The organism is Vibrio spartinae (genome assembly GCF_024347135.1).
Taxonomy (GTDB): Bacteria; Pseudomonadota; Gammaproteobacteria; order Enterobacterales; family Vibrionaceae; genus Vibrio; species Vibrio spartinae.
Window position 1 is genome coordinate 1,044,484 of sequence record NZ_AP024907.1, and the last position, 24,861, is coordinate 1,069,344.

General features: G+C 45.9%; 22 protein-coding genes. 4 read left to right on the forward strand and 18 right to left on the reverse strand.

The features are described 5' to 3' along the window. Window positions 1-208 precede the first annotated feature (208 nt). Window positions 209-1,459 (forward strand): serine hydroxymethyltransferase, encoded by a 1,251-nt coding sequence (glyA, locus tag OCU60_RS04885; protein WP_074374125.1) that lies wholly within the window; start codon window positions 209-211, stop codon window positions 1,457-1,459. A gap of 143 nt (window positions 1,460-1,602) precedes the next feature. On the opposite strand, the gene OCU60_RS04890 is transcribed toward glyA, so the two are convergent. The 4 genes from OCU60_RS04890 to ybeD form a co-directional block, all read right to left on the reverse strand. Then, complete coding sequence (locus tag OCU60_RS04890; protein ID WP_021019419.1) at window positions 1,603-1,935, reverse strand: hypothetical protein; 333 nt, start codon at window positions 1,933-1,935, stop codon at window positions 1,603-1,605. A 204-nt stretch (window positions 1,936-2,139) separates the two neighbouring features. After that, window positions 2,140-3,105 carry a lipoyl synthase gene (lipA, locus tag OCU60_RS04895; RefSeq protein WP_139302136.1) on the reverse strand — a complete coding sequence of 322 codons (966 nt, stop codon included), beginning with the start codon at window positions 3,103-3,105 and terminating at the stop codon, window positions 2,140-2,142. Beyond that, complete coding sequence (gene lipB / locus OCU60_RS04900) at window positions 3,102-3,749, reverse strand: lipoyl(octanoyl) transferase LipB (RefSeq protein ID WP_074374123.1); 648 nt, start codon at window positions 3,747-3,749, stop codon at window positions 3,102-3,104. The genes lipA and lipB overlap by 4 nt, the downstream gene beginning before the upstream one ends. A gap of 216 nt (window positions 3,750-3,965) precedes the next feature. Further along, a complete protein-coding gene (gene ybeD, locus OCU60_RS04905) occupies window positions 3,966-4,244 on the reverse strand; it encodes a DUF493 family protein YbeD (protein ID WP_074374122.1) in 279 nt (92 codons plus the stop codon). 401 nt (window positions 4,245-4,645) lie between these two features. On the opposite strand from ybeD, the gene OCU60_RS04910 reads away from it, so the two are divergent. Then, the gene (locus tag OCU60_RS04910; protein WP_083602714.1) at window positions 4,646-6,535 is read left to right on the forward strand and encodes an ATP-binding protein; all 1,890 of its coding nucleotides are present in this window, start codon (window positions 4,646-4,648) and stop codon (window positions 6,533-6,535) included. Window positions 6,536-6,661: 126 nt separating this feature from the next. On the opposite strand, the gene OCU60_RS04915 is transcribed toward OCU60_RS04910, so the two are convergent. The 9 genes from OCU60_RS04915 to leuS form a co-directional block, all read right to left on the reverse strand. Further along, complete coding sequence (locus tag OCU60_RS04915; protein WP_074374121.1) at window positions 6,662-7,840, reverse strand: serine hydrolase; 1,179 nt, start codon at window positions 7,838-7,840, stop codon at window positions 6,662-6,664. A 98-nt stretch (window positions 7,841-7,938) separates the two neighbouring features. Continuing rightward, window positions 7,939-8,733, reverse strand: a complete 795-nt coding sequence (locus tag OCU60_RS04920; protein WP_074374120.1) for a septal ring lytic transglycosylase RlpA family protein — start codon at window positions 8,731-8,733, stop codon at window positions 7,939-7,941. Then, window positions 8,733-9,854: a rod shape-determining protein RodA gene (gene rodA, locus OCU60_RS04925; RefSeq protein WP_074374119.1), complete on the reverse strand. Its 1,122-nt coding sequence runs from the start codon at window positions 9,852-9,854 to the stop codon at window positions 8,733-8,735. Before rodA ends, OCU60_RS04920 begins: the two co-directional genes overlap by 1 nt. Further along, window positions 9,854-11,743 carry a penicillin-binding protein 2 gene (gene mrdA / locus OCU60_RS04930; protein WP_074374118.1) on the reverse strand — a complete coding sequence of 630 codons (1,890 nt, stop codon included), beginning with the start codon at window positions 11,741-11,743 and terminating at the stop codon, window positions 9,854-9,856. Before mrdA ends, rodA begins: the two co-directional genes overlap by 1 nt. Before the next feature lie 6 nt (window positions 11,744-11,749). Further along, window positions 11,750-12,220 (reverse strand): 23S rRNA (pseudouridine(1915)-N(3))-methyltransferase RlmH, encoded by a 471-nt coding sequence (rlmH, locus tag OCU60_RS04935; protein WP_059120268.1) that lies wholly within the window; start codon window positions 12,218-12,220, stop codon window positions 11,750-11,752. 3 nt (window positions 12,221-12,223) lie between these two features. After that, a complete protein-coding gene (gene rsfS, locus OCU60_RS04940) occupies window positions 12,224-12,541 on the reverse strand; it encodes a ribosome silencing factor (RefSeq protein ID WP_095533331.1) in 318 nt (105 codons plus the stop codon). A gap of 102 nt (window positions 12,542-12,643) precedes the next feature. After that, window positions 12,644-13,669, reverse strand: coding sequence for a DNA polymerase III subunit delta (holA, locus tag OCU60_RS04945; RefSeq protein WP_074374116.1), 1,026 nt, complete (start codon window positions 13,667-13,669; stop codon window positions 12,644-12,646). 18 nt (window positions 13,670-13,687) lie between these two features. Continuing rightward, window positions 13,688-14,308 (reverse strand): LPS-assembly lipoprotein LptE, encoded by a 621-nt coding sequence (locus OCU60_RS04950; protein WP_083602713.1) that lies wholly within the window; start codon window positions 14,306-14,308, stop codon window positions 13,688-13,690. Between the two features lie 254 nt (window positions 14,309-14,562). Further along, complete coding sequence (gene leuS, locus OCU60_RS04955) at window positions 14,563-17,136, reverse strand: leucine--tRNA ligase (RefSeq protein ID WP_074374115.1); 2,574 nt, start codon at window positions 17,134-17,136, stop codon at window positions 14,563-14,565. A gap of 122 nt (window positions 17,137-17,258) precedes the next feature. Here leuS and OCU60_RS04960 point away from each other — a divergent pair, with 122 nt between their 5' ends. Continuing rightward, window positions 17,259-17,735 (forward strand): zinc ribbon-containing protein, encoded by a 477-nt coding sequence (locus OCU60_RS04960; protein ID WP_074374114.1) that lies wholly within the window; start codon window positions 17,259-17,261, stop codon window positions 17,733-17,735. Between the two features lie 40 nt (window positions 17,736-17,775). On the opposite strand, the gene lnt is transcribed toward OCU60_RS04960, so the two are convergent. The 5 genes from lnt to miaB all read right to left on the reverse strand — a co-directional run bounded on the left by lnt (window position 17,776) and on the right by miaB (window position 23,345). After that, window positions 17,776-19,293: an apolipoprotein N-acyltransferase gene (gene lnt, locus OCU60_RS04965; protein ID WP_074374113.1), complete on the reverse strand. Its 1,518-nt coding sequence runs from the start codon at window positions 19,291-19,293 to the stop codon at window positions 17,776-17,778. Between the two features lie 47 nt (window positions 19,294-19,340). Further along, the gene (corC, locus tag OCU60_RS04970) at window positions 19,341-20,216 is read right to left on the reverse strand and encodes a CNNM family magnesium/cobalt transport protein CorC (RefSeq protein WP_074374112.1); all 876 of its coding nucleotides are present in this window, start codon (window positions 20,214-20,216) and stop codon (window positions 19,341-19,343) included. A gap of 78 nt (window positions 20,217-20,294) precedes the next feature. Then, on the reverse strand, window positions 20,295-20,756 hold the full coding sequence (gene ybeY, locus OCU60_RS04975) for an rRNA maturation RNase YbeY (protein WP_074374111.1): 462 nt from the start codon (window positions 20,754-20,756) through the stop codon (window positions 20,295-20,297). Beyond that, window positions 20,753-21,850, reverse strand: a complete 1,098-nt coding sequence (locus OCU60_RS04980; RefSeq protein WP_074374110.1) for a PhoH family protein — start codon at window positions 21,848-21,850, stop codon at window positions 20,753-20,755. Before OCU60_RS04980 ends, ybeY begins: the two co-directional genes overlap by 4 nt. A gap of 70 nt (window positions 21,851-21,920) precedes the next feature. Beyond that, window positions 21,921-23,345, reverse strand: coding sequence for a tRNA (N6-isopentenyl adenosine(37)-C2)-methylthiotransferase MiaB (gene miaB / locus OCU60_RS04985; RefSeq protein ID WP_074374109.1), 1,425 nt, complete (start codon window positions 23,343-23,345; stop codon window positions 21,921-21,923). Between the two features lie 297 nt (window positions 23,346-23,642). Here miaB and OCU60_RS04990 point away from each other — a divergent pair, with 297 nt between their 5' ends. Continuing rightward, entirely contained in the window at window positions 23,643-24,800 is a 1,158-nt protein-coding gene (locus OCU60_RS04990; RefSeq protein ID WP_074374108.1) for a 2-octaprenyl-3-methyl-6-methoxy-1,4-benzoquinol hydroxylase, read from the forward strand. The last annotated feature ends 61 nt before the right edge of the window (window positions 24,801-24,861 follow it).

The window sequence follows — 24,861 nt, forward strand, 5'->3', positions numbered from 1 at the left end:
TGTAAACCTGAAAGTTGACACGCGTGATGCGATCATGGTGTGACTTTTCGGTATCATGAAAAAACTGCATGATAATTTGTCTATTTGGGCTTTATGACATAAATCAATTTAGGTAGAATACGCGCCAAATTAAGTGACGAAAACGTTTGCGTTAAGTCAGAATGTCGTTTTATTAAACTTTCCAGTCAATCTGAGTCAGGAGATACAGATGCTTAAGCGTGATATGAATATCGCTGATTATGATGCGGATCTTTTCGCAGCCATTCAAGAAGAAACTCTTCGTCAGGAAGAGCACATTGAACTTATTGCTTCAGAAAATTACACCAGTCCACGCGTCATGGAAGCTCAGGGTTCTCAGCTGACCAATAAGTATGCAGAAGGCTATCCAAGTAAGCGCTATTATGGTGGTTGCGAGTATGTCGATAAAGTTGAAACATTAGCGATTGAACGTGCATGTCAACTGTTTAACTGTGAATATGCAAACGTCCAGCCTCACTCCGGGTCTCAGGCGAACAGCGCTGTATACATGGCATTATTGAATCCCGGCGATACGGTTTTAGGGATGAGTCTGGCTCATGGGGGGCACTTAACACATGGGTCTCCGGTTAACTTCTCCGGTAAACACTACCATGTGATTCCTTATGGCATTGATGAAAGTGGTCAGATTAACTACGACGAAATGGAATCGCTGGCTGTTGAACACAAGCCGAAAATGATTATCGGTGGTTTTTCTGCTTATTCACAGATTGTTGATTGGGCTCGGATGCGTGAAATTGCTGATAAAGTTGATGCTTACTTGTTTGTCGATATGGCTCATGTGGCCGGTCTGGTAGCTGCTGGTGCTTATCCAACGCCGGTTCCTCATGCTCACGTTGTGACAACCACAACACATAAAACTCTGGCGGGTCCTCGTGGTGGTTTGATTCTGTCAAGCGCTGGTGAGGACATGTACAAAAAACTGAACTCTGCTGTATTCCCCGGTGGTCAGGGTGGTCCTCTGATGCATGTGATTGCGGCAAAAGCCGTTGCGTTCAAAGAAGCAATGGAACCAGAATTTAAAGCGTATCAGGAACGTGTCGTTCAAAATGCCAAAGCGATGGTTGCTCAGTTCCAAGCTCGCGGCTATAAAATCGTCTCAAATAGTACCGAAAACCACCTGTTCTTAGTTGATTTAATCGATAAAGATATCACGGGTAAAGAAGCGGATGCAGCGCTCGGTGCCGCGAATATGACAGTGAATAAAAACTCTGTGCCAAATGACCCGCGTAGTCCATTTGTAACGTCTGGTATTCGTGTCGGCACACCTGCAATTACCCGACGCGGCTTTACTGTCGATGATGCGAAAGAGTTGGCAAACTGGATGTGTGATGTTCTGGATAACATCAATGATCCAAGTGTGATTGATGCGACGAAAGCAAAAGTGCTTGAAATTTGTAAGCGTCTCCCTGTTTACGCATAAGTCGTCTTTGCATGCTGATGATAAAAATAAACCCGCTTAAAGCGGGTTTATTGTTTTCAAATAAAGTCGATTCACAACCAAGCAATAGATTCAAAAGTGTCAGTGAAAGGACAATCGCTTGAGAATCTCACCTCACCGTGAGATTAATCTTTAGAGATGCTCAGTGTTGTGCCTGACTTACATTTGAATAGGTAGTAATTTTCACTTTCAGTAAATTTGCCTAACCCTTCGCCATCACAGTAATCAATATTGATCCCGCGCATGACTTCAAGTGTGTCTTCTGATTTGAGCGCAAATTTAGAGCCGTCGGCACAGACGATGCGAACGCGTCCCGCATTATCCAGCGAGTAGACTTTCACGTCGGTATTACAAAGCTCAAAAGACGCTTCACGGTAGTTGTCTTCTTTGGTATTTGAAGCACAACCAGCGAGTGTGAGCGCGAGTCCGACAATGCCCCAGATCGTGGCCGTTTTCATCATATATATCCTTACATCGACAGTGAATTCAAGTTGTTCTCTAGACTATAGAACAATGCTTATAGATTCAATCTCATGACACAAATTATGGCAATCGTTTCACATTTGCTATGGTGGTGTTTCTGAGTGAATCAAGCATTGATGTGAGAGAGCGTGTAACGGAGAGTCATCAGGCCGATGCAATACACCGACCTGATTGGGGGGTTATTTGACTTCAACGCCTTTGGCTTGCAGATCGGCATGATAGGATGAACGAACAAATGGACCACATGCAGCATGAGTAAAGCCCAGCTCAAGCGCAATGTCTTTCAGTTCATCAAACTCTTCTGGTGGCACATACCGTTCAACAGGCAGATGATGGCGGCTCGGTGCCAGATATTGACCCAGAGTCAGCATGGTCACACCATGTGCGCGCAGATCTTTCAGCACTTCGACGATCTCTTCTTTTGTTTCACCCAGTCCCATCATCAAACCGGATTTAGTTGGGATGTCCGGGTGTTGCTGTTTGAATTTTTGTAATAACTCAAGAGACCATTTGTAATTTGCACCGGGTCTGACCTTGCGGTACAAGCGGGGCGCTGTTTCCAGATTGTGATTGAATACATCTGGCGGATTATCTTGCAGGATGGTCAGTGCTGTATCCATCCGACCTCTAAAATCGGGTACCAACGTTTCGATACGAATGTCGGGGCTGAGTGCTCGGATTTCTCGGTTACAGTCAACAAAATGTTGAGCGCCACCATCACGTAAGTCATCCCGGTCAACCGAGGTGATTACAACATATCTGAGTTTCATATCCCGGATTGTTTGCGCGAGTTTATGTGGTTCTTGTGCATCCGGTGTTAAAGGACGCCCATGCGCGACGTCACAGAAAGGACAGCGACGCGTACAAATTGCCCCCAGAATCATAAAGGTCGCGGTACCATGATTAAAGCATTCTGCCAGATTAGGACAAGAAGCCTCTTCACAAACCGAATGCAGATTATTCTTGCGCATGGCAGATTTAATATCCTGAATGCGCTGACTATCTGTCGGTAGCTTAATCTTCATCCACTCGGGTTTACGCAGTTGTTCTTTCTGTTCGGTCGGCATGTTTTTGACCGGAATCAGTGCCATTTTGTCAGCGTCGCGGTATTTGACGCCTTTTTCCATTTGAATTGGTTTGCTCATGATATTGCTTCTGTTTTGAATTCTACATGCTCGTAACCCAGTGTTGTTACAAGCGTTGTGATGAGTTGTTCTTCGACGGAGTGCATGTCGGATGGACCACCGAGTTCACTAATCTGAACCATTTCCATACCTTGATAACCACAAGGGTTGATTCTTAAAAACGGCGATAAATCCATATTGACATTCAGAGCCAGTCCATGGAAGGAGCAGCCTTTGCGAATCCGTAGCCCTAAAGAGCAGATCTTTTTATTGCCGACATACACACCGGGCGCATCGGCTCTGGCTTGGGAGTGAATATGAAATGCATTCAGGGTCTCGATGACCATATTTTCAATATGTGTGACGAGTTCTCTGACACCAAGCTTCTTACGTTTTAGATCGAGTAGAAAATAAACGACCAATTGTCCGGGGCCATGATAAGTGACTTGCCCACCGCGATCACTCTGGACGACGGGGATGTCTCCCGGGTTAAGAATGTGTTCTGCTTTTCCGGCTTGACCCTGAGTAAACACAGGATGATGTTCAACCAGCCAGACTTCATCACAGGTTGTATTCGTTCGCTGGTCGGTAAAATCGTGCATCGCTTGCCAGATAGGCTGATAGTCCTGTTGACCGAGTCGTTTAATAACGAGTTGGTTCTCCATAGTATGACTCATCCGCGATAAATAAAGTGTTTGGATTATAAACTGCTTCGAGCAATGGAACTACTCAATGATGATAAAAAAATGGCCACATCTTTAGATGAGCCATTCTAACGATTTGATTAATCAGGAAAGATTATCATTGTTATTTTTCAAAAAAAATTGAATCTTTCAACAAATAATAGCGTTTTTCGGCTGTGTATGCCGTTTTCTGTCTGCTTACAGAACCATACGTACAATATCAATCTCACCTAACTCTTTGTAGAGTGTTTCAACCTGTTCGATTGATGTCGCGGTGATATTGACGGAAACTGAATGATAGTTTCCCTTCGCGCTCGGCTTGACGCTTGGGCTGTAATCACCGGGTGCATGACGCTGTATGACCTCAAGAACCAGTTCTGGTAACTCCGGTTTTGCATGGCCCATAACCTTGTAGGTAAATGAACAAGGAAATTCAAGCAAATCTTTCAGTTTTGCATCTGAGTTTATTGTTAACATAAGTGCAACTCCGGCTGAGGTCGACAGATATAGATAAGGAGGGGAATGATACTGATTAATGACATGGATCTCAAGATGCACTTTTATGCTCGAATTGTGTGGTTTCACGCAAACTTTATCGGTTTATTGAACGATTTTAGTTATATAAAGTTAGTTGATATTATTAATGTGAATTTACTCGGATGCTGCTTCAGTGAAAGAAGTCGAGCTAAGTAAAAAATAAAGGTATAAAGATTAAGATGTTAGTAAAATACTATGCAGGTGAGTGTGTTCGACAGCGACAAGCTTTATATTGAGCGTATCGTATATGCAATCAATTGGTATGTGCTGAAACTGCATCTTGGGGTTATTCTGATAGAGATGACATTGATTTTGTCGTGAGTTTAGTAGGTTAAGAAATAATGCAGCAGATTGCTAAAAGCGCTCATCGTAGAAGGTTTCGTATTCAAGAAACATGGAAGTTTGTCCTGTTCTGTTGTGTGTATGTCATTTCCTGTGTTTCTTTTGTGGCATATCTGTATGTACAGGCGAAGCAGTCGATTGAAGATGATCTGAATAATCGGCTCTATCATGGTGCTTTGGTTGCCTCGGCAGTTCTGGGAGAGCATTACCATGATGGATTAGTTGATAAAAATTCGAAAACTGAAGCGGAAGATTGGCATGCGATTGAGCGATTGACCGAGTATAGCAGAAAGATGGATCTGACTTATATTTATACGGTGATTGAGCGGGGTGGGCAGGCGGTTCTCGTTTCATCCAGCGCGTCTGAAGATGAGTTGAAAAATAATACTTATGTCCGTTTTTTCGATCCCTATCCTGATGCCAGTCACAAATTACTCACCGCATTACATGAAAACCGTATTATCTGGGCGGATTATGATGACCATTGGGGCGACTTTCGTGCGGTTTTTGTCCCGATGCGTTCTGCAGATGGCTCGCGCTACATTGCTGCGGCTGAGATGTCGATGAGAGAGTATTACGCACACCAAAAGGCAGAGGAAGGTGAGACTCGCCTTCGATTGGCAGGGTTTTCTATTTTTCTCTTTATTAATTTCAGTATTTTGGTCGGGGTTTATTTAACGTATATCCGACATAACTTGATGCAGTTGCGCCGCAGTACAGCCGCGCTACAAGCGGCCAGAAAAGCCGCTGAGTCTGCCAACCGGGCCAAAAGTAAGTTTGTCGCGGTGATGAGTCATGAAATCCGAACACCGTTGAATGGTATTCTTGGGGCGACCGAACTTCTGAGCCATTCTCGTCTGGATGCTAAGCAACAGGAGTTTCTCAATATTATTGAGTCTGGCGGGAGTTCATTACTGGCGATTGTGAATGACATCCTTGATCTGTCGAAAATTGAGGCAGATAAAATTACTTTTGAGCCTGGCAACTTCGAGCTGCGCCCACTCATATCGACTGTGGTTGATTTAATTCGTCCACAACTGAAATCTCCAGAGATTCAACTGAGTTACGAAATCAGCGACGTTGTACCTCAATACATCCGAAGCGACCCTAAAAAACTGCAACAGATTTTGATTAATTTATTAGGAAATGCCGCCAAGTTTACTTATCACGGTGAGATTCACCTTCGCGTGAATTTAACCCGCGGTGATCGTGAGCCTCGTCTTGTATTTAAGATTAAGGATTCAGGTATAGGCATTGAACAAGAACACCTGAAACGTCTGTTCCAGCCTTTCATGCAAGTCGGCTCTCACATGGGAGGAACGGGGTTAGGTCTCTCGATTTGTAAGAGTTTTGTTGAAATGATGGGGGGAGACATTCAGGTCGAAAGTATGCCCGGACTCGGTGCGACATTTTGGTTTGATATTCCCTATCAGGTGGTCGGGCTGGGCGGTGACCAATCCGTTAAACACAGACAATCGATTCAGCACTGTACGCCGCTGAATATTCTGGTGGTCGATGATAGTTCACTGAATCAGTCATTAGCACGATTGATGTTGGAAAAATTAGGTCACCGGGTTTATACCATCGGAGATGGTACCCAAGTGCTGAAGACCGTGCAAAACAGCAATTATGATGTGATTTTAATGGATATCTACATGAGCAAGATGAACGGGATGGAAGCCACACGTGAAATTCGCCGTCAGATTGATATGAAGCAGCCTTATATTGTCGCTTACACGGCCAACGCCAGTGAAGAAGATATTGAGCAGTATAAGACCTGTGGGATGGATGACGTACTTCCCAAACCCGCACAGCTTAAAGATATCGAAAGAGTTTTACGTCGTGAGTCGCGCCTTTGGCCAAAACGGACAGTAGAGCGGGATACGTAATCGACAACCCGGGTATGAGATGGGATGGATTGTTCGATCGCTCGAAGCGCTTCACAACAAAAAAAGCCTGACATCGTATCAGGCTTTTTTCTTGAGAGTGATTGGTACATCACACGATGGTTTGGATTAGAATAACCCTTTAAATAACAAAATGATGTAATCCCATAGGCGACTGAAAATACCACCTTTGTTGACATCTTCCAGTGCGATTAATGGATATTGAGCAACATCTTTACCTTCGAGCTGATAGTACAGCTTACCGACGACATCCCCTTTTTTAATCGGTGCTTCCAGCTCTTTCTCTAAGACAAAACTGGCTTTCAGGTTTTTCGCTTGTCCTCTTGGTAACGTGACATAGGTATCTTTATCCACACCAAGTGCAACGGTGTCTTGGCTACCCATCCAGATACGCTCGTTAATAAACGTTTCTCCGGCTTTATGCGGTGCGACAGTTTCAAAGAAGCGGAAGCCATAGCTGAGCAGTTTTTTACTTTCTGACTTCCGAGCATTTGCACTTTTCGTACCCATCACGACAGCGATCAAACGCATGTTGCCTTCAGTCGCTGAGCTGACCAGGCTATAACCCGCATGGCTCGTGTGACCCGTCTTGATACCATCAACGTTCATGCTCTTATCCCAGAGCAGACCGTTACGGTTATATTGGGTAATGCCGTTATAAGTAAATTTCTTTTCAGAATAGAGTTTATACTCGTTCGGCACATCGCGAATCAGTGCTTGCGCCAAAATCGCCATATCATAAGGCGTTGAATAGTGATTGCCGTGGTCCAGTCCGTGTACGTTCTCAAAATGAGTATTCTTCATACCGATGGTGTTGGCCCAGGCATTCATCAAATCAACAAACGCATCTTCGGAACCCGCGACATGCTCAGCCATCGCCACACACGCATCATTACCCGATTGGATGATGATACCGCGGTTTAACTCTTTCACTTTCACGGTCGTTCCGACTTCGATGAACATTTTGGAGGAGTCCGGAAAGTTTTTCGCCCATGCGTTTTTACTGATAACCACATCGTCATCTGGAGAGATGTTGCCACGAGCCAGTTCTTGACCGATGACATAGCTGGTCATCATTTTGGTCAAACTGGCTGGGGGCAGTTTGGTGTTCATCTCTTTTTCTGCAAGGATTTTACCTGAATGATAATCCATCAGAACATAGCCTCTGGCTGCAATTTGAGGTGCATCCGGAACCACTATCGGAGAGGCTGAAGCAGTGAATGTGAATATTGCCGCTAAAGCAATAAAAGGGGTAGAAATCGACTTCAAAAATATTTTTTTATTCATGATAAATGCAGAATTTTACGATTAGTTATACGTATCTTAACAGAAACTCATTTTCTCAAGCCAGACCCAAAGGGCGATTCGGCCAGATTTTCCGGTATTTATTGTATCTGCCGGTGCTTCCTGATAAAGGCGGTGCTGTAGCCCAGCTGTTTCACCTGTTCCAGTGTCTGTTGTGTCTGGGAGTAGTCATGAAACGGGCCGAGAAAAACTCGGTGACTACCATTTAGGCTATCGATATAGCTGGTCACAGATAACTTCTGACTCAAATCTTGCGATAAAGTTCGGGTTCTTCCCAAATGTGTTGAAGAAGAAACTTGAATGATATAGTCAGATTGGTGTTTTTTAGGGGGAGCCGCCGCTGTCACAGTTGGGCGGTCATAAGTCAGTACCTCTATTTTGACGGGGGCGGTGCCGGTTCGGATGACGTCAAGCTTGTATGCTGCTGCATAGCTTAAATCGATAATTCTTCCGGTGTGGAAAGGTCCGCGATCATTGACGCGAACAATCGCCGTTTTCCCATTATTCGTGTTTGTAACCCTGACATAGCTGGGAATCGGCAACGTTTTATGGGCTGCGGTCATGGAGTACATGTCATAAATCTCACCATTGGAGGTTTGATGACCATGGAATTTTTTACCATACCAGGAGGCAAGTCCTTGCTCCTTAAATCCCTTTGGATTTTTGATGATATGGTATCTCTTCCCCCGAACAGTATAGTCCTTGTTTCCGCCAAGACTATAAGATTCGTATTTGGGGTGAGCATCCTCAATATTATCAACGGAGATGGGTTGTTTGGGGGCCACATCATCACGGATGTCATAACGGCCGGAAGAGCTACAGCCAGCCATAAACAGAAGGATTGCGCTATAATATAGAAGCAGTCGAATGCTCATCAGATTGCCTTTGAAAATGCTTTTCGGTGAGTATGAATTGACATCAGGATGCCAAAGCCTGCCATGAGCGTTACCATGGACGTCCCACCATAACTGATTAATGGCAGTGGAACGCCAACAACAGGTAAAATTCCACTCACCATACCAATATTGACAAACACATAGACAAAAAAGCTGAGTACAATACTCCCCCCCATCATTTTTCCGAAAGCAGTCTGGGCATTACTGGCCAGATAAAGACCTCGTCCGATGATAAACAGGTAAACGGATAGCAAAGCAACAATACCAATCAGCCCCCATTCTTCGGCAATCACGGCAAAAATAAAATCAGTATGACGCTCTGGCAGAAATTCAAGTTGTGACTGAGTCCCGTGTAGCCAGCCTTTCCCTAAAATACCACCGGAGCCAATGGCGATCTTACTCTGGATTATATGATATCCGGCGCCTAATGGGTCGGATTCGGGATTGAATAGAGTTCGCACTCGTACTTTCTGGTATTCACGCATTAAAAAGAACCACAGAATCGGCACAAAAGCCCCTGCGGAAAAGAGTGCCGCAAAGATGATCCGCCAGCTGATGCCCGCGAGGAAAATGACAAAGACACCGGAAGCCGCAATCAGAATCGAAGTCCCTAAGTCGGGCTGCTTTGCGATGAGAATCGTCGGGACAAAGACCATCACCAGAGAAACACCGAGGGTCTTGAATGACGGTGGGAGCGGGCGTTTACTGATATATCGGGCGACCATTAGCGGGACGGCTAATTTGAGTAATTCTGAAGGCTGAAAACGGATCACGCCGATATCGAGCCAGCGTTGCGCACCTTTCGATACTTCTCCTGCAATCAGAACACCGACAAGGAGTAGCACACCACAGGAGAACAGAAACGGTGCCAAAGATTCATAACTTCGGGGCGATAACTGAGCAAGGGCAACCATGATGGCAACAGCTAAGACCATCCGCATCGCTTGGCGCTCCATCATTGCCATATTTTGGCCGCTGGCACTATACATCACAACCAGCCCAAACCCCATGACCAGAAGTAGACCGAGTAACAGAGGAAGATCAATGTGTAAACGTTCAAAAAATGCCCGGCTTTGGCCTGTAGATGGATCGAATTCCATTAGTTTTTCTTCTCTTGTTGGTCTTCATCTAGAATAACGTGATCGAAGATTTTTCGCACGACGGGAGCACCATGACTGGAGCCGCCTCCCGCATTTTCCAAGACGATAGTGACAATGGCTTTCGGATGATCGACGGGGGCAAATCCAGTGAATAGTGCATGGTCGCGTAAGTGTTCTGCAAGATCGTCTGCATTATATTCTTCCCCTTCCGCGAGACCGAATACCTGAGCCGTCCCTGACTTACCGGCACTTTTATATTTGAGATGCTTGAATGCATGACGTGCCGTTCCGCGAGGACCATGATTGACCAGATACATACCATTGATTGCGATGTCCCAGTATTTTTCCGGTACGCCAGTAATGGGTGGATAGGTTTCAACTTCTGCTTTCTGCCGCTTGCTAAAGGGTTCTCCATTTTCAATGGTTGCCCGAAGGAAATGTGGCGCGAGGACCTTACCATGGTGGACTAAGACCGATATTGCTTTCGTGATTTGCATCGGTGTTGCTGTCCAATAGCCCTGACCGATCCCAACAGGAATGGTGTCTCCCTGATACCAAGGGGTTCGGTGACGAGCCATCTTCCACTCTCTGGTCGGCATATTGGCTTTACTTTCTTCGAAGATATCAATGCCGGTATATTCTCCGTAACCGAATTTTTTCATCCAGCGAGACAGCCGATCGATGCCCATATCGTAAGCGACTTGATAAAAGAATGTATCAACGGACTCTTCCAATGCTTTGGTGATGTTGACTTTACCATGTCCCCATCTGAGCCAATCTCGGAAAGGTTTAGTTTTTGAATTGGGAATTCGCCAGTATCCCGGATCATTGCGAGTAGAGGTTGGGGTGATGACCCCTTCTTGCAATGCAGACACGGCAATTAACGGTTTGACAGTGGATGCCGGTGGATAGATCCCTAACGTGGCACGATTGACCAAAGGACGATCTTTATTACTCAACAGTGCCCGATAAGCTTTGCTGGTGATGCCGTGGACAAAGGCATTGGGGTCATAGCTTGGGCTGGAAACCATTGCGAGTACACCATTGTCTTTTGGATCAAGGACGACCGCTGAGCCTCTTTTTCCATCAAGCAAATGATAGACGTAACGCTGTAAGTTGATGTCAATATTCAGTACCAGATCTTTACCCGGCACCGGCGGCACATATTTGAGGGTGCGGATGACGCGTCCACGACTGTTGACTTCAACCTCCTGATATCCCGGCATGCCATGTAGAATATCTTCGTAATAGCGTTCGATACCCAACTTACCGATGTCACGGGATGCCTGATAGTTTGCCTCTTTTGCTTCTCGTTTCAGGCGTTCAATATCGCGGTCATTGATCCGGGAGACATAGCCGATCACGTGGGTCAGCATTTTACCAAAAGGGTAGTAACGTTTCAGACGAGCCGTAACTGCAACACCCGGATATTTGTATTGATTCACCGAAAATTTAGCGACTTCTTCTGGTGTCAATTGCGTCAGAATCGGCACCGAGTTAAAGCGTCGGGTTTGACGTAATTCTTTGTGGAAAGCGGCGACTTGTTCTGGGGTAATATCAATGATTTGTCTTAATCGCTGAATGGTCGCATTCATATCATCGACTTGTTCCGGTGTAATTTCCAAATCGAAAATAGGACGATTTTCTGCCAGTAAGACCCCATTGCGATCATAAATTAGCCCGCGGTTCGGGGCGATAGGGACAATTTTAATCCGGTTATCGTTAGAGCGGGTTCTGTAATCCTGAAATTGCACCACCTGAAGGGTATACAAGTTTGCGATTAACACACCAACCAGAATGATAATCGCTAAAAACGAAATGATAGCTCTGTTCCGAAACAGATTGTCTTCTGACTTGTAGTCTCGGATCTGACTGCGTTTGAGAAGCATCTGGTATTATTCTCGATGATAAGGATGGTTGGTTGTGACGCTCCAGGCACGGTACAAACTTTCAGCCATCACAATACGGACTAAAGGATGAGGGAGTGTGAGTGGCGATAAAGACCAGCTTTGTTCTGCGGCTTGTTTGCAGGCCGGTGATAACCCTTCGGGCCCACCAATTAAGATTGAGACATTACGTCCATCTAATTTCCAGCTTTCCATCTGTTGTGCCAGTTGATGGGTATCCCAGCGTTTTCCCGGAATATCGAGCGTGACAATACGATGTCCTTTCGGAATCGCAGCGAGCATCGCTTCCCCTTCTTTATCCAGTATTCTGGGGATATCTGCGTTTTTACCACGCTTTCCGGCGGGGATTTCAATGAGCTCTAAAGGCATATCATGCGGGAAGCGGCGTTGATATTCATTGAATCCCTGTTCAACCCATTGGGGCATTTTTGTGCCCACGGCAACTAGCTGAATCTTCACGCTTTAGCTCCAGAGTTTTTCAAGCTGATAGAGCGATCTCTGTTCTTCCTGCATGACGTGTAACATCGATGTTCCCATATCCAGCACGACCCATTCTCCTTCTGAGTCACCTTCCATCCCCAGAGGGGACATGCCTAATTTTTTGGCTTCGCTGGCAACATGATTGGCAATCGATGACACATGACGTTTTGATGTTCCGGTGCAGATCACCATGTAGTCGGTGACACTTGATTTTCCGGTTACATGGAGTGCTGTGATATTTTCAGCTTTCATATCATCTGCTTTATCCACTAAAAATTTTTTCAGTTCTTCGTGTTGCAATGAAATTTCCTCTAACTTTGTCTCTACTTTCCAACGACTCATTTTTATCAGCAGATTTGAATCTCTCACGTCTTTCAAATCTGTTTAAAGTATATCATGCTTTTAATCAGGCACAGCGGGCGTCAAACCGGCTTGGGTAAATTGTAAGCTAAACGCTTGCAGCAGTGGCCATGGATTGATGTCGTAGCGCGTTTTGACCGAGAGTTCAATATGACTCAAGGCCTGAATCAGCATGTATAGTTTATCCGTACTGAGTCGGTTGAGTGCATTCACATAAAGTGAACGCTTATTTTTCCAGATGCGATGTTTGTCCATCAGTGTATGCAGCGATGCGTCTTGCTGTTGTGCATGAAGGGTGGTCAGTAAGCGCAATTCTTTCTGGACGGAACGTAACAGTAATACGGGTTCAGTACCTTCGGCTTCGAGCTGACGCAGAATGCGCTGGCAACGGTTGGATTTTCCGTCCAGCAAAGCATCTGTCCAGTTGTAGACGGTAAAATGATTATGTCGGGACAGTGAGGCTTCGACTCGGATCAGTGTCAGTTGACCATCAGGATAGAGTAGCGCGAGTTTCTCCAGACTCTGAGCAAGAGCCAGTAGGTTTCCCTCATGCCATTGTGCCAACATTTGTAACGCTTCCGGGTCGGGAACGAGTTTCAGTTTCCGGCAACGTTGCATGACAAATTGTGGCAGACGGTTGAGATCCGGTGTCAGGCAGTTCACCAAACAGCCATGTGTGGCTAAGGCTTTAAACCATTTGGTATTTTCCTGCGCTTTGGTGAGTTTATTACCGATCACAACCAGAATCGTATCCGGATGTAACATGTCTCCCAGCGCGAGTAGCTGTCCCGTTAACTGAGCATTCATATTCCCGTCAGGGAGTGTTAACTCGACCAATTGTTGGCTTGAAAACAAACTAAAAGCCTGAAAATGGTCGAAGACTTGGTGCCAATCCAGTGTACTGTCCGCCTGATAACGGTAGATTTCAGTAAAACCTTGCGCTTTGGCTTTCTGGGCAATCGAGAGCCGGGACTCTTGCAATAATAACGGTTCATTTCCGAAGAGGAGATAAACTGACATCAACTGATGTTGAAGATGTTCCGGCAATTTTTCCGCAAATATACGCATCAAAATCTCTGTCAAACTCTATTGGCTTATGGTGTGTTGATCCGTTGAAACCTCAGTGGTTGACACATGACCATGGCTCTCCCCCTGTTCAGACATGTTACGCTGGCGTGAACGCTCTGAACGTTCAGATAAAGTCAGGTCCGGTTTTAAACGAGCCATGAGACGAATAATCTGAGATGAAGCCAGTTGACGCATCTCATCAACGAGCATGGCACTTTCCATCGACTTCGCCAAAGCCGTGAGCGGGTTGTCCAGATAACTACGGGTGACCGTCGTCGTGAACGTTTTGGTACCAACATCGGGAACCGTCACTCGGAACGTCGCATTGAGTGTCAACTCTTTTTCCGCTGCGATCGTATTCTGATAAATAGACAGTGTTCTTGATGAGATAGTTTCGCTGACAAGATGTAAATTAGGAATGTCTTCCGCCGGTTCAACGATCTCAATCTCATTCAGTCTCAGCCGGTTTTTGACGATTCGGGTAAACTGACTGTATTGGTCGTAACTGGTCACCGATAGCTTATCTAACGCTTCAGGAACATCATAATCTCCCCGTAAATGAAAACCGCAGGCCGTCAACGATATCGTCAACAATGTCAGGAAGATATGTCGTAGTAATGAGGGATGAAGTGAACGCATTCGAGTCCTATTTTAATCAATTGAACAGAGATAGTTCCAGACCATCACACCGTGTGATAAACCATCGATGATGGGAAATATTCTGTCCTGAAATCACTAGAGTCAGTAAACATGATCAACATTTGTCTACTGACTCCTATTCAGTGATTGAGTTCATCACAATTCAAGATATAACGTGATGCTTTGCACCACAGACAATCTTGTTGGTACGATCTTGTTAGTCACATACCATTCGCTGTTAAAATACAATCTAATTAGTTTGCCACAATGCTCAGTAGCTTACCCGGAACATAGATCACTTTCCGGATCGTTAGACCATCGGTGAATTTCTGAACATTTTCGTCTTGCAATCCCAAACTTTCCACTTGTTCTTGGGTGGCATCTGCGGCAACGGTTAGTTTACCACGCACCTTACCATTGACTTGCAAAACAATCAGTTTTTCATCTTCGATCAGCGCTTTTTCGTCGTAGGTTGGCCAAGGGGCATGATCGAGATCCGTGCACCCTAAAGCTTGCCACATTTCGCAGCAGATATGCGGTGTAATTGGCGACAGCATCACCACAATCGCTTTGAGAGCTTCATCCAGTATGGCGCGATCCTGAGGATTTTCCTGAGGCGCTTTGCCCAATTTGTTCATCAATTCCATAATCGCGGCTATCGCGGTGTTGAACGTCTGACGGCGCTCAATATCGTCGGTGACTTTCGCGATGGTTTTATGAACCTCTCGACGGCGTGCTTTTTGTTCGTTAGTCAGTGATTGTGCTTCAACGGCAGTCGCTTCGCCTTGAGTCGTGTGTTCAAGTACCAGCTTCCAGACACGTTTCAAAAAGCGGTTTGCGCCTTCAACGCCTGATTCTTGCCATTCCAAAGTCATATCCGCAGGGGAGGCAAACATCATAAACAGTCGGACCGTATCCGCACCGTATTTATCGACCATTTCTTGGGGATCGATACCGTTATTCTTCGATTTCGACATTTTGACCATGCCGGAATGCGCCACCTGATGCCCTTTTGCATCGATAGCTGAGGTGATCCGTCCTTTGCCGTCACGCTCAATTTTTACTTCAGTTGGTGAAACCCACTCTTTGCCACCTTTTTCATTCTGGTAGCTGAATGCGTCAGCCAGAACCATACCTTGGCACAATAACTTCTTGAATGGCTCATCTGAAGAGAGATAACCGGCATCACGAAGGAGTTTATGGAAGAAACGTGAATAAAGCAGGTGCATACATGCGTGTTCAATGCCACCCACATATTGATCGACAGGGAGCCAATAGTTGGCTTGTTCAGTGTCTACGATTTGTTCTGCTTGCGGTGAACAGTAGCGAGCGTAATACCATGATGATTCCATAAACGTATCGAAAGTATCGGTTTCACGCAGTGCAGGTTGACCGTTATAAGTCGTTTCAGCCCATGTTTTGTCTGCTTTAATCGGGCTGGTAACCCCATCCATTACGACATCTTCCGGGAGCCGTACGGGTAATTGGTCGGCGGGTACCGGATGAACTTCACCGTCTTGCGTGGTGACCATTGGAATTGGCGCGCCCCAGTAACGTTGACGGGAAACCCCCCAGTCACGCAAACGGAAGTTGACGGTCTTGTGTCCTTTGCCTTCTGATTCGAGTTTGGCGGCAATGGCATCCAGCGCTTGGTCGAAGTTCAAACCATCAAACTCACCGGAATTGAATACAATGCCTTTTTCCGTATAGGCTGCTTCAGCCATATCAAGAGGGCTTCCGTCTGCTGGTTGAATGACCGGTTTAATCTCTAGCCCATATTTGGTCGCAAATTCAAAGTCTCGTTGATCATGTGCAGGGACAGCCATGACAGCACCGGTGCCGTAATCCATCAGGACGAAATTGGCAATGTAGACTGGCACTTCACGCCCATTGAGTGGGTGAATCGCCGTCAAACCCGTATCGATGCCTTTCTTCTCCATGGTTGCCAGTTCGGCTTCAGCGACTTTGGTGTTTTTACACTCTTCAATAAATTGCTCGACTGCCGGGTTATTCTGCGCCGCAATGGCTGCCAGCGGATGGCCTGCTGCGATACCGACATAAGTCACTCCCATCAATGTATCCGGACGAGTGGTGTAGACTTCCAGTGCACCATAGTTCGGTACGTCAAACTGCAACTCAACCCCTTCGGAACGACCAATCCAGTTACGCTGCATGGTTTTAACCATTTCCGGCCAGCCGTCCAGTGTATCCAGATCGTCCAGCAGCTCCTGAGCGTAAGCGGTGATTTTAACAAACCATTGCGGGATTTCTTTCTGTTCGACAGGGGTATCACAACGCCAGCAACAGCCGTTCTCTACCTGTTCGTTTGCCAGAACCGTTTGGTCGGTCGGGCACCAGTTCACGGAAGAGGTCTTTTTGTAGACTAAGCCTTTTTCATATAATTTGGTAAAGAACTCTTGTTCCCAGCGGTAGTATTCAGGGCGGCAGGTTGCAAACTCCCGGTTCCAGTCATAACCGAATCCCAGCAGTTTCAACTGGTTTTTCATGTATTCGATATTTTCATAGGTCCATGGTGCCGGCGCAGTTTTATTTTTGACTGCTGCATTTTCAGCCGGAAGACCGAATGCATCCCATCCGATGGGCTGCATGACATTTTTACCTTGCAGGCGTTGAAAGCGGGAAATTACATCACCGATCGTGTAATTACGTACATGTCCCATGTGTAGTCGGCCACTTGGGTACGGAAACATAGATAAACAGTAAAATTTTTCTTTACTAGGATCTTCTGTAACAGTAAAGGTTTTGCTACTTTCCCAATACGCTTGAACTTTGGGCTCAATTTCTTGTGGATTATATTGTTCTTGCATCGATGATGTCCGATTATCTTGGAATTTGTGAGTTCAGTTAGAACAGGTACGAATAGATCGACATAGAATACCTAAAGCGAGAGTACACAACAATAGTCAATCTAGTTTGGAAGAGGTTTGTCATGTCAAAACATAAATCGGGATATGAAACTCTGTTAAAAGAGGTGGTGGAAACCGTACAACAGAGCCCGGAAAGGCTGCAGAATGCAATCGAAACATCGGAAAAAGTGGTTCAGGCTGCGTCTGATATGACCAAAGATGAATTGGCATTGATCTCTGCCTATATGAAAGCCGATTTGCATGAATTTGCTGAACATTATGAGGAAAGTAAAAGTGGTCCTTTTTCAGTGATGATTTCTAATTCGATCTGGGAGGCTTTGGCATCGATTACGGATAGAACGGCTTTAGAATGGGCGGAACTGCAACATGAACTGGGTCATCAAGGGACGTACAAAGCAGGCGATGTGATCGGCCTTGGTGTTCTGGTTTGTGAACGATGTGGTCATAAAATGGAATATAACCACCCGACAGAAGTTATCCCTTGTATGAACTGTGGCCATGAGCAGTTCAGCCGGGTTTCTGTTCACTTAAAGTCGTGAACGGAAGGCTGAACTATGGTCACCCGCTTATGTCATATTGTCACTTATCACGAGAGCGGGTGAGGATGAATCCGAAGCATAAACTGAACGCTATCCAGCCATAAAGCGGCCACGAGCCCAACATGCGATAAGGCGTTTCTCCTTGGGTTGGCGTCAGTGTGGCTTTGAGAACACCCGCTTCAAATTGCGGCAACCGATGGGTAATTTTCCCCCGATAGTCAGTGATAGCGGTCACGCCATTATTGGTTGAACGAATCAGGGGGATTCCCAGTTCCAGTGCCCGCATTCTCGCTATTTCCATATGCTGGAGCGGGCCGATTGAGCGCCCAAACCAAGCATCGTTTGACAAGGTCAGCAGAAAATCAGTCTGATCGGTGACATTTTCTCGGATCTGTTCGTTAAATACGATTTCATAGCAAAGTGCAGCCACGAAGAAGTGACCGTTTGCTTGAATGTTCGGCTGAATATAGGGTCCCGGAGAAAATGAAGACATCGGGAGATTGAACAGTGGCGCCAGTGGTCGTAGCCACTGTTCAAACGGAACAAACTCGCCAAATGGCAGCAGATGATGTTTTTTATATTTGGGCCGGTTTGCACTTTGATATACGGGGGTGCCCTGACCAAGTGCAAGAATACTGTTATAGAATGTATGATTATCGGGTCTGGTTAATATTCCCGTGAGCAGTGCTGAGTGATTTTTTCTGGCGAGTTCATCCAGAGAGCTCAGATACGTCGGTAATTCATGTTCAAAGGCTGGAATCGCGGCTTCCGGCCAAATGATAATATCTGCATCCCAATTTTCTTGCGTGTAATCTGCATATTTCATCAGCGTTGGCCAGCGCTCACTGGGACGCCATTTGAGCGCTTGATCAATATTGCCTTGAACAAGCGCCACGGTGGTCTGACGCTCTGGTTGTGGTGATACCCAGTGAACAGCATTGAGGGCAGCTGCAATCCCATAAATACCGAATGGAACGAGTAGGGCGAGCCATTGCCGCTGCAAAGTGAGGTATGCCATTGCCGCTGAGATCAAGGCTATCGCGAGTGTGATCAGTTCGACGCCTCCGATGGGGGCATAATTTGCCAAAGGCGTATCGATTTGGCTATATCCGAGCCAGAGCCACGGAAAGCCGGTAAAGACCCATCCGCGTAACCATTCGTTCACCAGCCAAAGCGCAGGAGCGGCCAATAGGTAGCGAATTGCGGACTCTCGAGGAAAATATCGGTTCAGGGCGTAACCGAACAAAGCCGGATAAAGAGCCAGATAAGCGGAGAGCAACCCCATCAGTAGGATACTGACCACTTTAGGCACACCGCCAAACGTATCAATGCTGACGTGAATCCAGTATACCCCGTGACCGAAGAATCCGAGTCCCCAAAGCAGCCCTAGCAAGAAAGCTTGTTTCGCTGAGCGGCGGTATAACAGAAGAAATAAAAAATACAGGGAGAGGAATGCTAACGGCCACCATGCGTAGGGCGCGAAAGCAAATGAGCCGATGACACCAGAAAAAACGGCCATCAATGGCCGCATAAAACGAGAATAGTTTGGATTAGACATCAGTGATTATTGTTTAACTCGATAGGGAGTGGTTGCCGACTATATTACTATTCCTGAAACGCTTCTGAAACGGTTTCAACGTCAGGAATTGTCACTTGTAGTTGAATCACGCGTCGGTTATCTGCACTGGTTACTTTAAACTGATAGTCAGTCAATTGAACCACTTCACCCCGTTCAGGGAGATGGCCGAATGCTGTCATTACCAGCCCGCCAACGGTGTCCACCTCTTCATCACTGAAGTTGGTACCGAATGTCTGATTAAAGTCTTCAATCGTCGTCAGCGCATTGACGGCGAAAGTGTGTTTGCTGAGTTTTCGGATATCCTGTTGTTCTTCATCATCGGTTTCATCTTCGATATTTCCGACGATTTCTTCCAGTATATCCTCGATGGTAACAAGCCCGGACACACCACCAAATTCATCGACAACAATCGCCATATGGTAGCGTTCTTCCCGGAACTCTTTCAATAACCGATCGACTCGCTTACTTTCGGGAACAACAACAGCAGGACGAATAACTTCATCGATATGAAATGGTGTACATGTTGAACCGAGATATTTGAGCAGATCTTTTGCCAGCAAGATACCATCAACATGGTCTTTATCTTCACTGATGATGGGATATCGTGAGTGTTGGGCATCTGTGATGAGGGTGATGAGTTTGTCGAGGGATGCCTCTCTGTCAATCGTCACCATCTGATAGCGGGGGATCATAATATCCCGAACTCGCATTTCAGAAATTTGAATGACCCCTTCCAACATATCTTTCGTATCGTGATCGATCAGGTCATTGATTTCCGAATCCCGGATAACTTCTACCAATTCCTGTCGATCTTTGGGGTCGCCCTGAAAAAGCTGACCTAAACGTCCGAAAAAGGACTTCTTACTCGGACCTTCAGAATTCTGCGAATTGTCTTCGTTCATTGTTACTCTATTCAGTCACGCTATCAGACGTGTGATAGCACACATCGTAGAACAAGGGGGTGTTGATTCTCTGCTCTACTATTTCTCTGTTAAATATGGGTCTTGATAGCCCAATTTCAACATAATTTCTGTTTCGAGTGACTCCATTTCTACAGCTTCGTCATCGTCGATATGATCATAACCTAACAGATGAAGGCTACCATGTACAACCATATGCGCCCAATGCGCGGGCAACGGTTTATGCTGCTCATCGGATTCCTGTTCGACAACTTCGCGGCAAATCACTAGATCGCCTAACAGATCCAGTGTAACTCCCGGTGGTAATTCAAACGGAAATGACAATACATTGGTCGGTTTGTCTTTTCCGCGATATTGAGAGTTTAGTTGCTGACTTTCCACATGGTCAACAATTCGAATTGTGACTTCTGCTTGTGTCTGAAAAGGGGAGACCGCGGCTGTGAGCCAGTGAGCAAAATTCTCTTCAGAGGGAATATTTTCCGGGTGTTCTACTGCAACTTGTAAATCGAGCACAATACTCATGATTGATCAGACTCCGGTACGGTTGGAGAAGCGTCTTGTTGCTCTTCAGTCGCACGGTTTTGTTGCGTTTCCCGGCGTCTTTTCTCGTACTCTTTGCGCTCTCTTTGATCTTGTGCTTCCCATTTTTCATAAGCATTGATAATCCGGGCAACAACCGGATGACGAACGACATCATCTGCTTGGAAGAAATTGAAGCTGATTTCATTGACTTCATTCAGAACTTCTACTGCGTGACGGAGTCCTGATCTTGCACCACGAGGCAAGTCAATCTGAGTGACATCGCCTGTGATGACCGCTCTTGAATTGAAACCGATACGGGTCAGAAACATTTTCATCTGCTCGACCGTGGTATTCTGACTTTCATCTAAGATAATAAATGCATCGTTGAGTGTCCGGCCTCGCATATAGGCGAGAGGCGCTACTTCAATCACATTTCTCTCAATCAGCTTTTCAACCCGTTCAAAGCCAAGCATTTCAAACAGCGCATCGTACAGTGGACGAAGGTAAGGATCGACTTTTTGACTGAGGTCGCCCGGGAGAAATCCGAGTTTCTCACCCGCTTCAACGGCTGGACGTGTTAACAGAATACGACGAATTTCTTGTCGTTCGAGCGCATCAACGGCAGCGGCTACGGCAAGATATGTTTTTCCTGTTCCGGCAGGTCCGACTCCGAAAGTAATGTCATGAGTCACCATGTTCATCAGATATTGCGCCTGATTCGGTGTTCTGGGTTTGATCATTCCTTTCTTCGTTTTGACGAAGACTTCTTTTCCGTGCTCAAAGGAAGGTTCAGCATTCTGTTCCAGAATACCGGATTCTTTGATAGCAAGGTGAATTTGTTCAGGCTCAATATCCGGAATTTGTCCCCTGACCGGTGCCGTATTCACATAAAGCGTTTTGAGAATATCGATGGCTGCCGTTGTGGTATGTGGTTTACCGACGACGGTGAACAGGTGGTTACGGTAATTGATTTCAACGCCCAGACGACGTTCAAGCTGTTTGATATTATCGTCAAACGGCCCGCACAGACTTGCAAGGCGACGGTTATCGGATGGTTCCAGGCTGATTTCCAGTGTGATAATTTTATTACTCAATGTGACCTCTCATGATGCCATCCTCGGGTTTCCGATTTTGACCGGAAACCAGATGGGGAATTGTTCGAGACTAAGGGGTAAATGTAGCAACTCCCAACTCATTTTCTCGACGTGTCTTTTGGATCATCTCCAGCGGGGAAGTAACCACGCGTAGATCCATTTCCTGCTCGGTACGAATCAGTTCACCGCGCAGAGAGTTCGGGAAAACATCCACAATCTTGACATCAACAAACTGACCGATCAGGTCTGCTGAACCTTCAAAATTCACAACACGATTGTTTTCTGTTCTACCGCGTAATTCCATCAAATTCTTTTTCGATGGTCCTTCAACCAGAATACGTTGCTCGGTATCTAACATCAGACGCGAGTAGCGCATTGCCTGACTATTAATGGTTTGCTGTAATTCATACAGCCGCTCTTTCTTCACGGTTTCGCTCAGATCACAAGGGTAATCGGCTGCCGGTGTGCCCGGGCGAGGAGAGAAGACAAAGCTGAAACTCATATCAAAGTCTACATCTCGAATCAGTTGCATCGTGTCTTGAAAGTCTTTATCTGACTCTCCGGGGAAACCGACAATAAAATCAGAGCTGATTTGAATATCCGGACGTGCTTTGCGTAGTTTGCGAATGATGGATTTATATTCAATGGCCGTATGCGGACGTTTCATCATTGTCAAAATCCGATCAGAACCACTTTGTACCGGAAGGTGCAGGAAACTCACCAATTCCGGAGTATCTTCGTAAACCGTAATAATATCGTCGGTGAATTCCAACGGATGGCTGGTAGTGAAACGGATCCGGTCAATACCATCGATCGATGCGACTAAACGCAATAGATCTGCAAATGAGCAAATCTCACCATCATATGTGGCACCGCGGTACGCATTGACGTTCTGGCCAAGCAGATTGACTTCACGAACGCCTTGTTCGGCAAGTTGAGCAATTTCATACAGCACATCATCCATTGGACGGCTGACTTCTTCACCACGCGTATATGGCACCACACAATAAGTGCAGTATTTTGAACAGCCTTCCATGATGGAAACATAAGCTGTTGCACCATCAGCCCGAGGTTCAGGCAGACGGTCGAATTTTTCAATTTCCGGGAATGAAATGTCCATGACGGGCGCTTCGGCAGATTGAGACTGCTTAATCATTTCCGGCAGGCGATGCAGGGTTTGTGGCCCAAATATGACATCAACGAATGGTGCCCGTTCACGGATATGATCACCTTCTTGAGTGGCGACGCAACCACCGACGCCAATAACAACGCCCGGCTTATGATCCTTTAAATTTTTCCAGCGACCTAATTGATGGAATACCTTTTCTTGCGCTTTTTCTCGGATTGAACAGGTATTCAATAGTAGGACATCTGCTTCCTCTGGTTCTTCTGTTAACTCATAGCCACTTGCCGCGTTGAGTAGGTCGGCCATTTTGGATGAATCATATTCATTCATTTGGCAACCCCAGGTTTTAATTAGCAGTTTCTTACTCATCTCACTTTCGCTCGTTTTGTCTGTCTGAATGCTTTGGGGCTCATGCCCTTAGTATATACTGAAAATTACCGTACTGACGGTAAGCGGCGTATTGTACTGTTTTCAAAACCTGCTGACCAGTGTTTAACACTGATCACAATATACAAGGAAAATGGCAACCAGAGGTTTGATGTTATTTATTGTTAAATCATTCGCAATATCTTTGTCTTACTGAGTGAATGAGACAAAATCAGTTCTCAAGATGACAGTGAGTCCGTACAATCACAGGGTCAAAATTAGTCATAAGTAGTCAGCATTATGGAAACATATCAAGTTGCTGTTGTCGGGGGTGGCATGGTCGGTGCCGCTTTAGCTTTGGGGCTGGCACAGCAGGGTAAAAAAGTTGTTTTACTGGAAAGTCATCAGCCGCAGCCTTTTGATGCGACTCAGCCCATGGACGTTCGGGTGTCAGCTATCTCGATGGCCTCGGTCAAACTGCTTAAATCATTGGGGGTGTGGCAACACATTGAGTCGATGCGAGTGTGTCCCTACCGCCGTCTTGAAACATGGGAATCTGTGGAATGTAGGACCTGCTTTGATGCTCATGATATTGGGTTGGAGCAGTTGGGATATATGGTTGAGAACCGTGTTATCCAGCTTGGCATATGGCAAGCATTTCAGCAATATCCTAACTTAACGGTGAAGTGCCCGAGCCGCTTGCAAAAAATTGAGTTCGGTGAGCAGGAGAATTGTTTACATCTGGATGAAGAGCCGATGATTCATGCTCAATGGGTCGTTGGTGCGGATGGTGCTCATTCTCAGGTGCGTGATTTCGCTCGTATCGGGGTAACCGCGTGGGATTATCGTCAACACTGTATGTTGATTCATGTGAAGACCGAGCAGCCACAACAGGACGTGACTTGGCAACGCTTTTATCCATCAGGTCCGCGTTCATTTTTACCATTAAGTGGTCATCAGGCTTCACTCGTCTGGTACGATACACCCCAAAAAATTCGCCAATTGAGTCAGTTACCTTCCACTCGACTGGCGCAGGAAATTCAAGCGCATTTTCCCTCAGAACTTGGTGAGATCGATGTCGTCCAGCATGGCTCATTTGCTTTGACCCGGCGCCATGCCCATCAATATGTTGCCAAGCGCTGCGTTTTGATTGGTGATGCCGCGCATACGATTCATCCGCTGGCAGGACAAGGTGTGAATCTCGGTTTGAAAGATGTGAAATGTTTGCTCAAGCAGCTTTCAGAATCGAGTACGCTCGACGAAAGTGCGTTTGTGCGTTACGAACAACGTAGAAGGCCGGATAATTTACTGATGCAAACAGGAATGGACGTATTTTATAAAACCTTCAGCAACAACCATACACCAGTAAAAATCGTTAGAAATGTTGCCTTAAAATTGGCAAATCATTCTGGGATGCTGAAAAAACAAGTGCTACGTTATGCAATTGGCCTGTCATGAAGGGGTAATGAGATATAAAAAACGCTGCCTTGGGCAGCGTTTAACGAATGAGTATTCTCAT

What these genes read in the sequence shown, in the direction of transcription:
- rodA (WP_074374119.1), bottom strand. Translation starts at nt 9,854, where the DNA reads ATGGAATTCGATCCATCTACAGGCCAAAGCCGGGCATTTTTTGAACGT.
- lipA (WP_139302136.1), bottom strand. Translation starts at nt 3,105, where the DNA reads ATGAGCAAACCAATTCAAATGGAAAAAGGCGTCAAATACCGCGACGCT.
- ybeY (WP_074374111.1), bottom strand. Translation starts at nt 20,756, where the DNA reads ATGAGTATTGTGCTCGATTTACAAGTTGCAGTAGAACACCCGGAAAAT.
- OCU60_RS04920 (WP_074374120.1), bottom strand. Translation starts at nt 8,733, where the DNA reads ATGAGCATTCGACTGCTTCTATATTATAGCGCAATCCTTCTGTTTATG.
- OCU60_RS04990 (WP_074374108.1), top strand. Translation starts at nt 23,643, where the DNA reads ATGGAAACATATCAAGTTGCTGTTGTCGGGGGTGGCATGGTCGGTGCC.
- OCU60_RS04910 (WP_083602714.1), top strand. Translation starts at nt 4,646, where the DNA reads ATGCAGCAGATTGCTAAAAGCGCTCATCGTAGAAGGTTTCGTATTCAA.
- OCU60_RS04950 (WP_083602713.1), bottom strand. Translation starts at nt 14,308, where the DNA reads ATGCGTTCACTTCATCCCTCATTACTACGACATATCTTCCTGACATTG.
- lipB (WP_074374123.1), bottom strand. Translation starts at nt 3,749, where the DNA reads ATGGAGAACCAACTCGTTATTAAACGACTCGGTCAACAGGACTATCAG.
- mrdA (WP_074374118.1), bottom strand. Translation starts at nt 11,743, where the DNA reads ATGCTTCTCAAACGCAGTCAGATCCGAGACTACAAGTCAGAAGACAAT.
- lnt (WP_074374113.1), bottom strand. Translation starts at nt 19,293, where the DNA reads ATGTCTAATCCAAACTATTCTCGTTTTATGCGGCCATTGATGGCCGTT.
- OCU60_RS04890 (WP_021019419.1), bottom strand. Translation starts at nt 1,935, where the DNA reads ATGAAAACGGCCACGATCTGGGGCATTGTCGGACTCGCGCTCACACTC.
- leuS (WP_074374115.1), bottom strand. Translation starts at nt 17,136, where the DNA reads ATGCAAGAACAATATAATCCACAAGAAATTGAGCCCAAAGTTCAAGCG.
- glyA (WP_074374125.1), top strand. Translation starts at nt 209, where the DNA reads ATGCTTAAGCGTGATATGAATATCGCTGATTATGATGCGGATCTTTTC.
- corC (WP_074374112.1), bottom strand. Translation starts at nt 20,216, where the DNA reads ATGAACGAAGACAATTCGCAGAATTCTGAAGGTCCGAGTAAGAAGTCC.
- OCU60_RS04960 (WP_074374114.1), top strand. Translation starts at nt 17,259, where the DNA reads ATGTCAAAACATAAATCGGGATATGAAACTCTGTTAAAAGAGGTGGTG.
- holA (WP_074374116.1), bottom strand. Translation starts at nt 13,669, where the DNA reads ATGCGTATATTTGCGGAAAAATTGCCGGAACATCTTCAACATCAGTTG.
- ybeD (WP_074374122.1), bottom strand. Translation starts at nt 4,244, where the DNA reads ATGTTAACAATAAACTCAGATGCAAAACTGAAAGATTTGCTTGAATTT.
- OCU60_RS04915 (WP_074374121.1), bottom strand. Translation starts at nt 7,840, where the DNA reads ATGAATAAAAAAATATTTTTGAAGTCGATTTCTACCCCTTTTATTGCT.
- miaB (WP_074374109.1), bottom strand. Translation starts at nt 23,345, where the DNA reads ATGAGTAAGAAACTGCTAATTAAAACCTGGGGTTGCCAAATGAATGAA.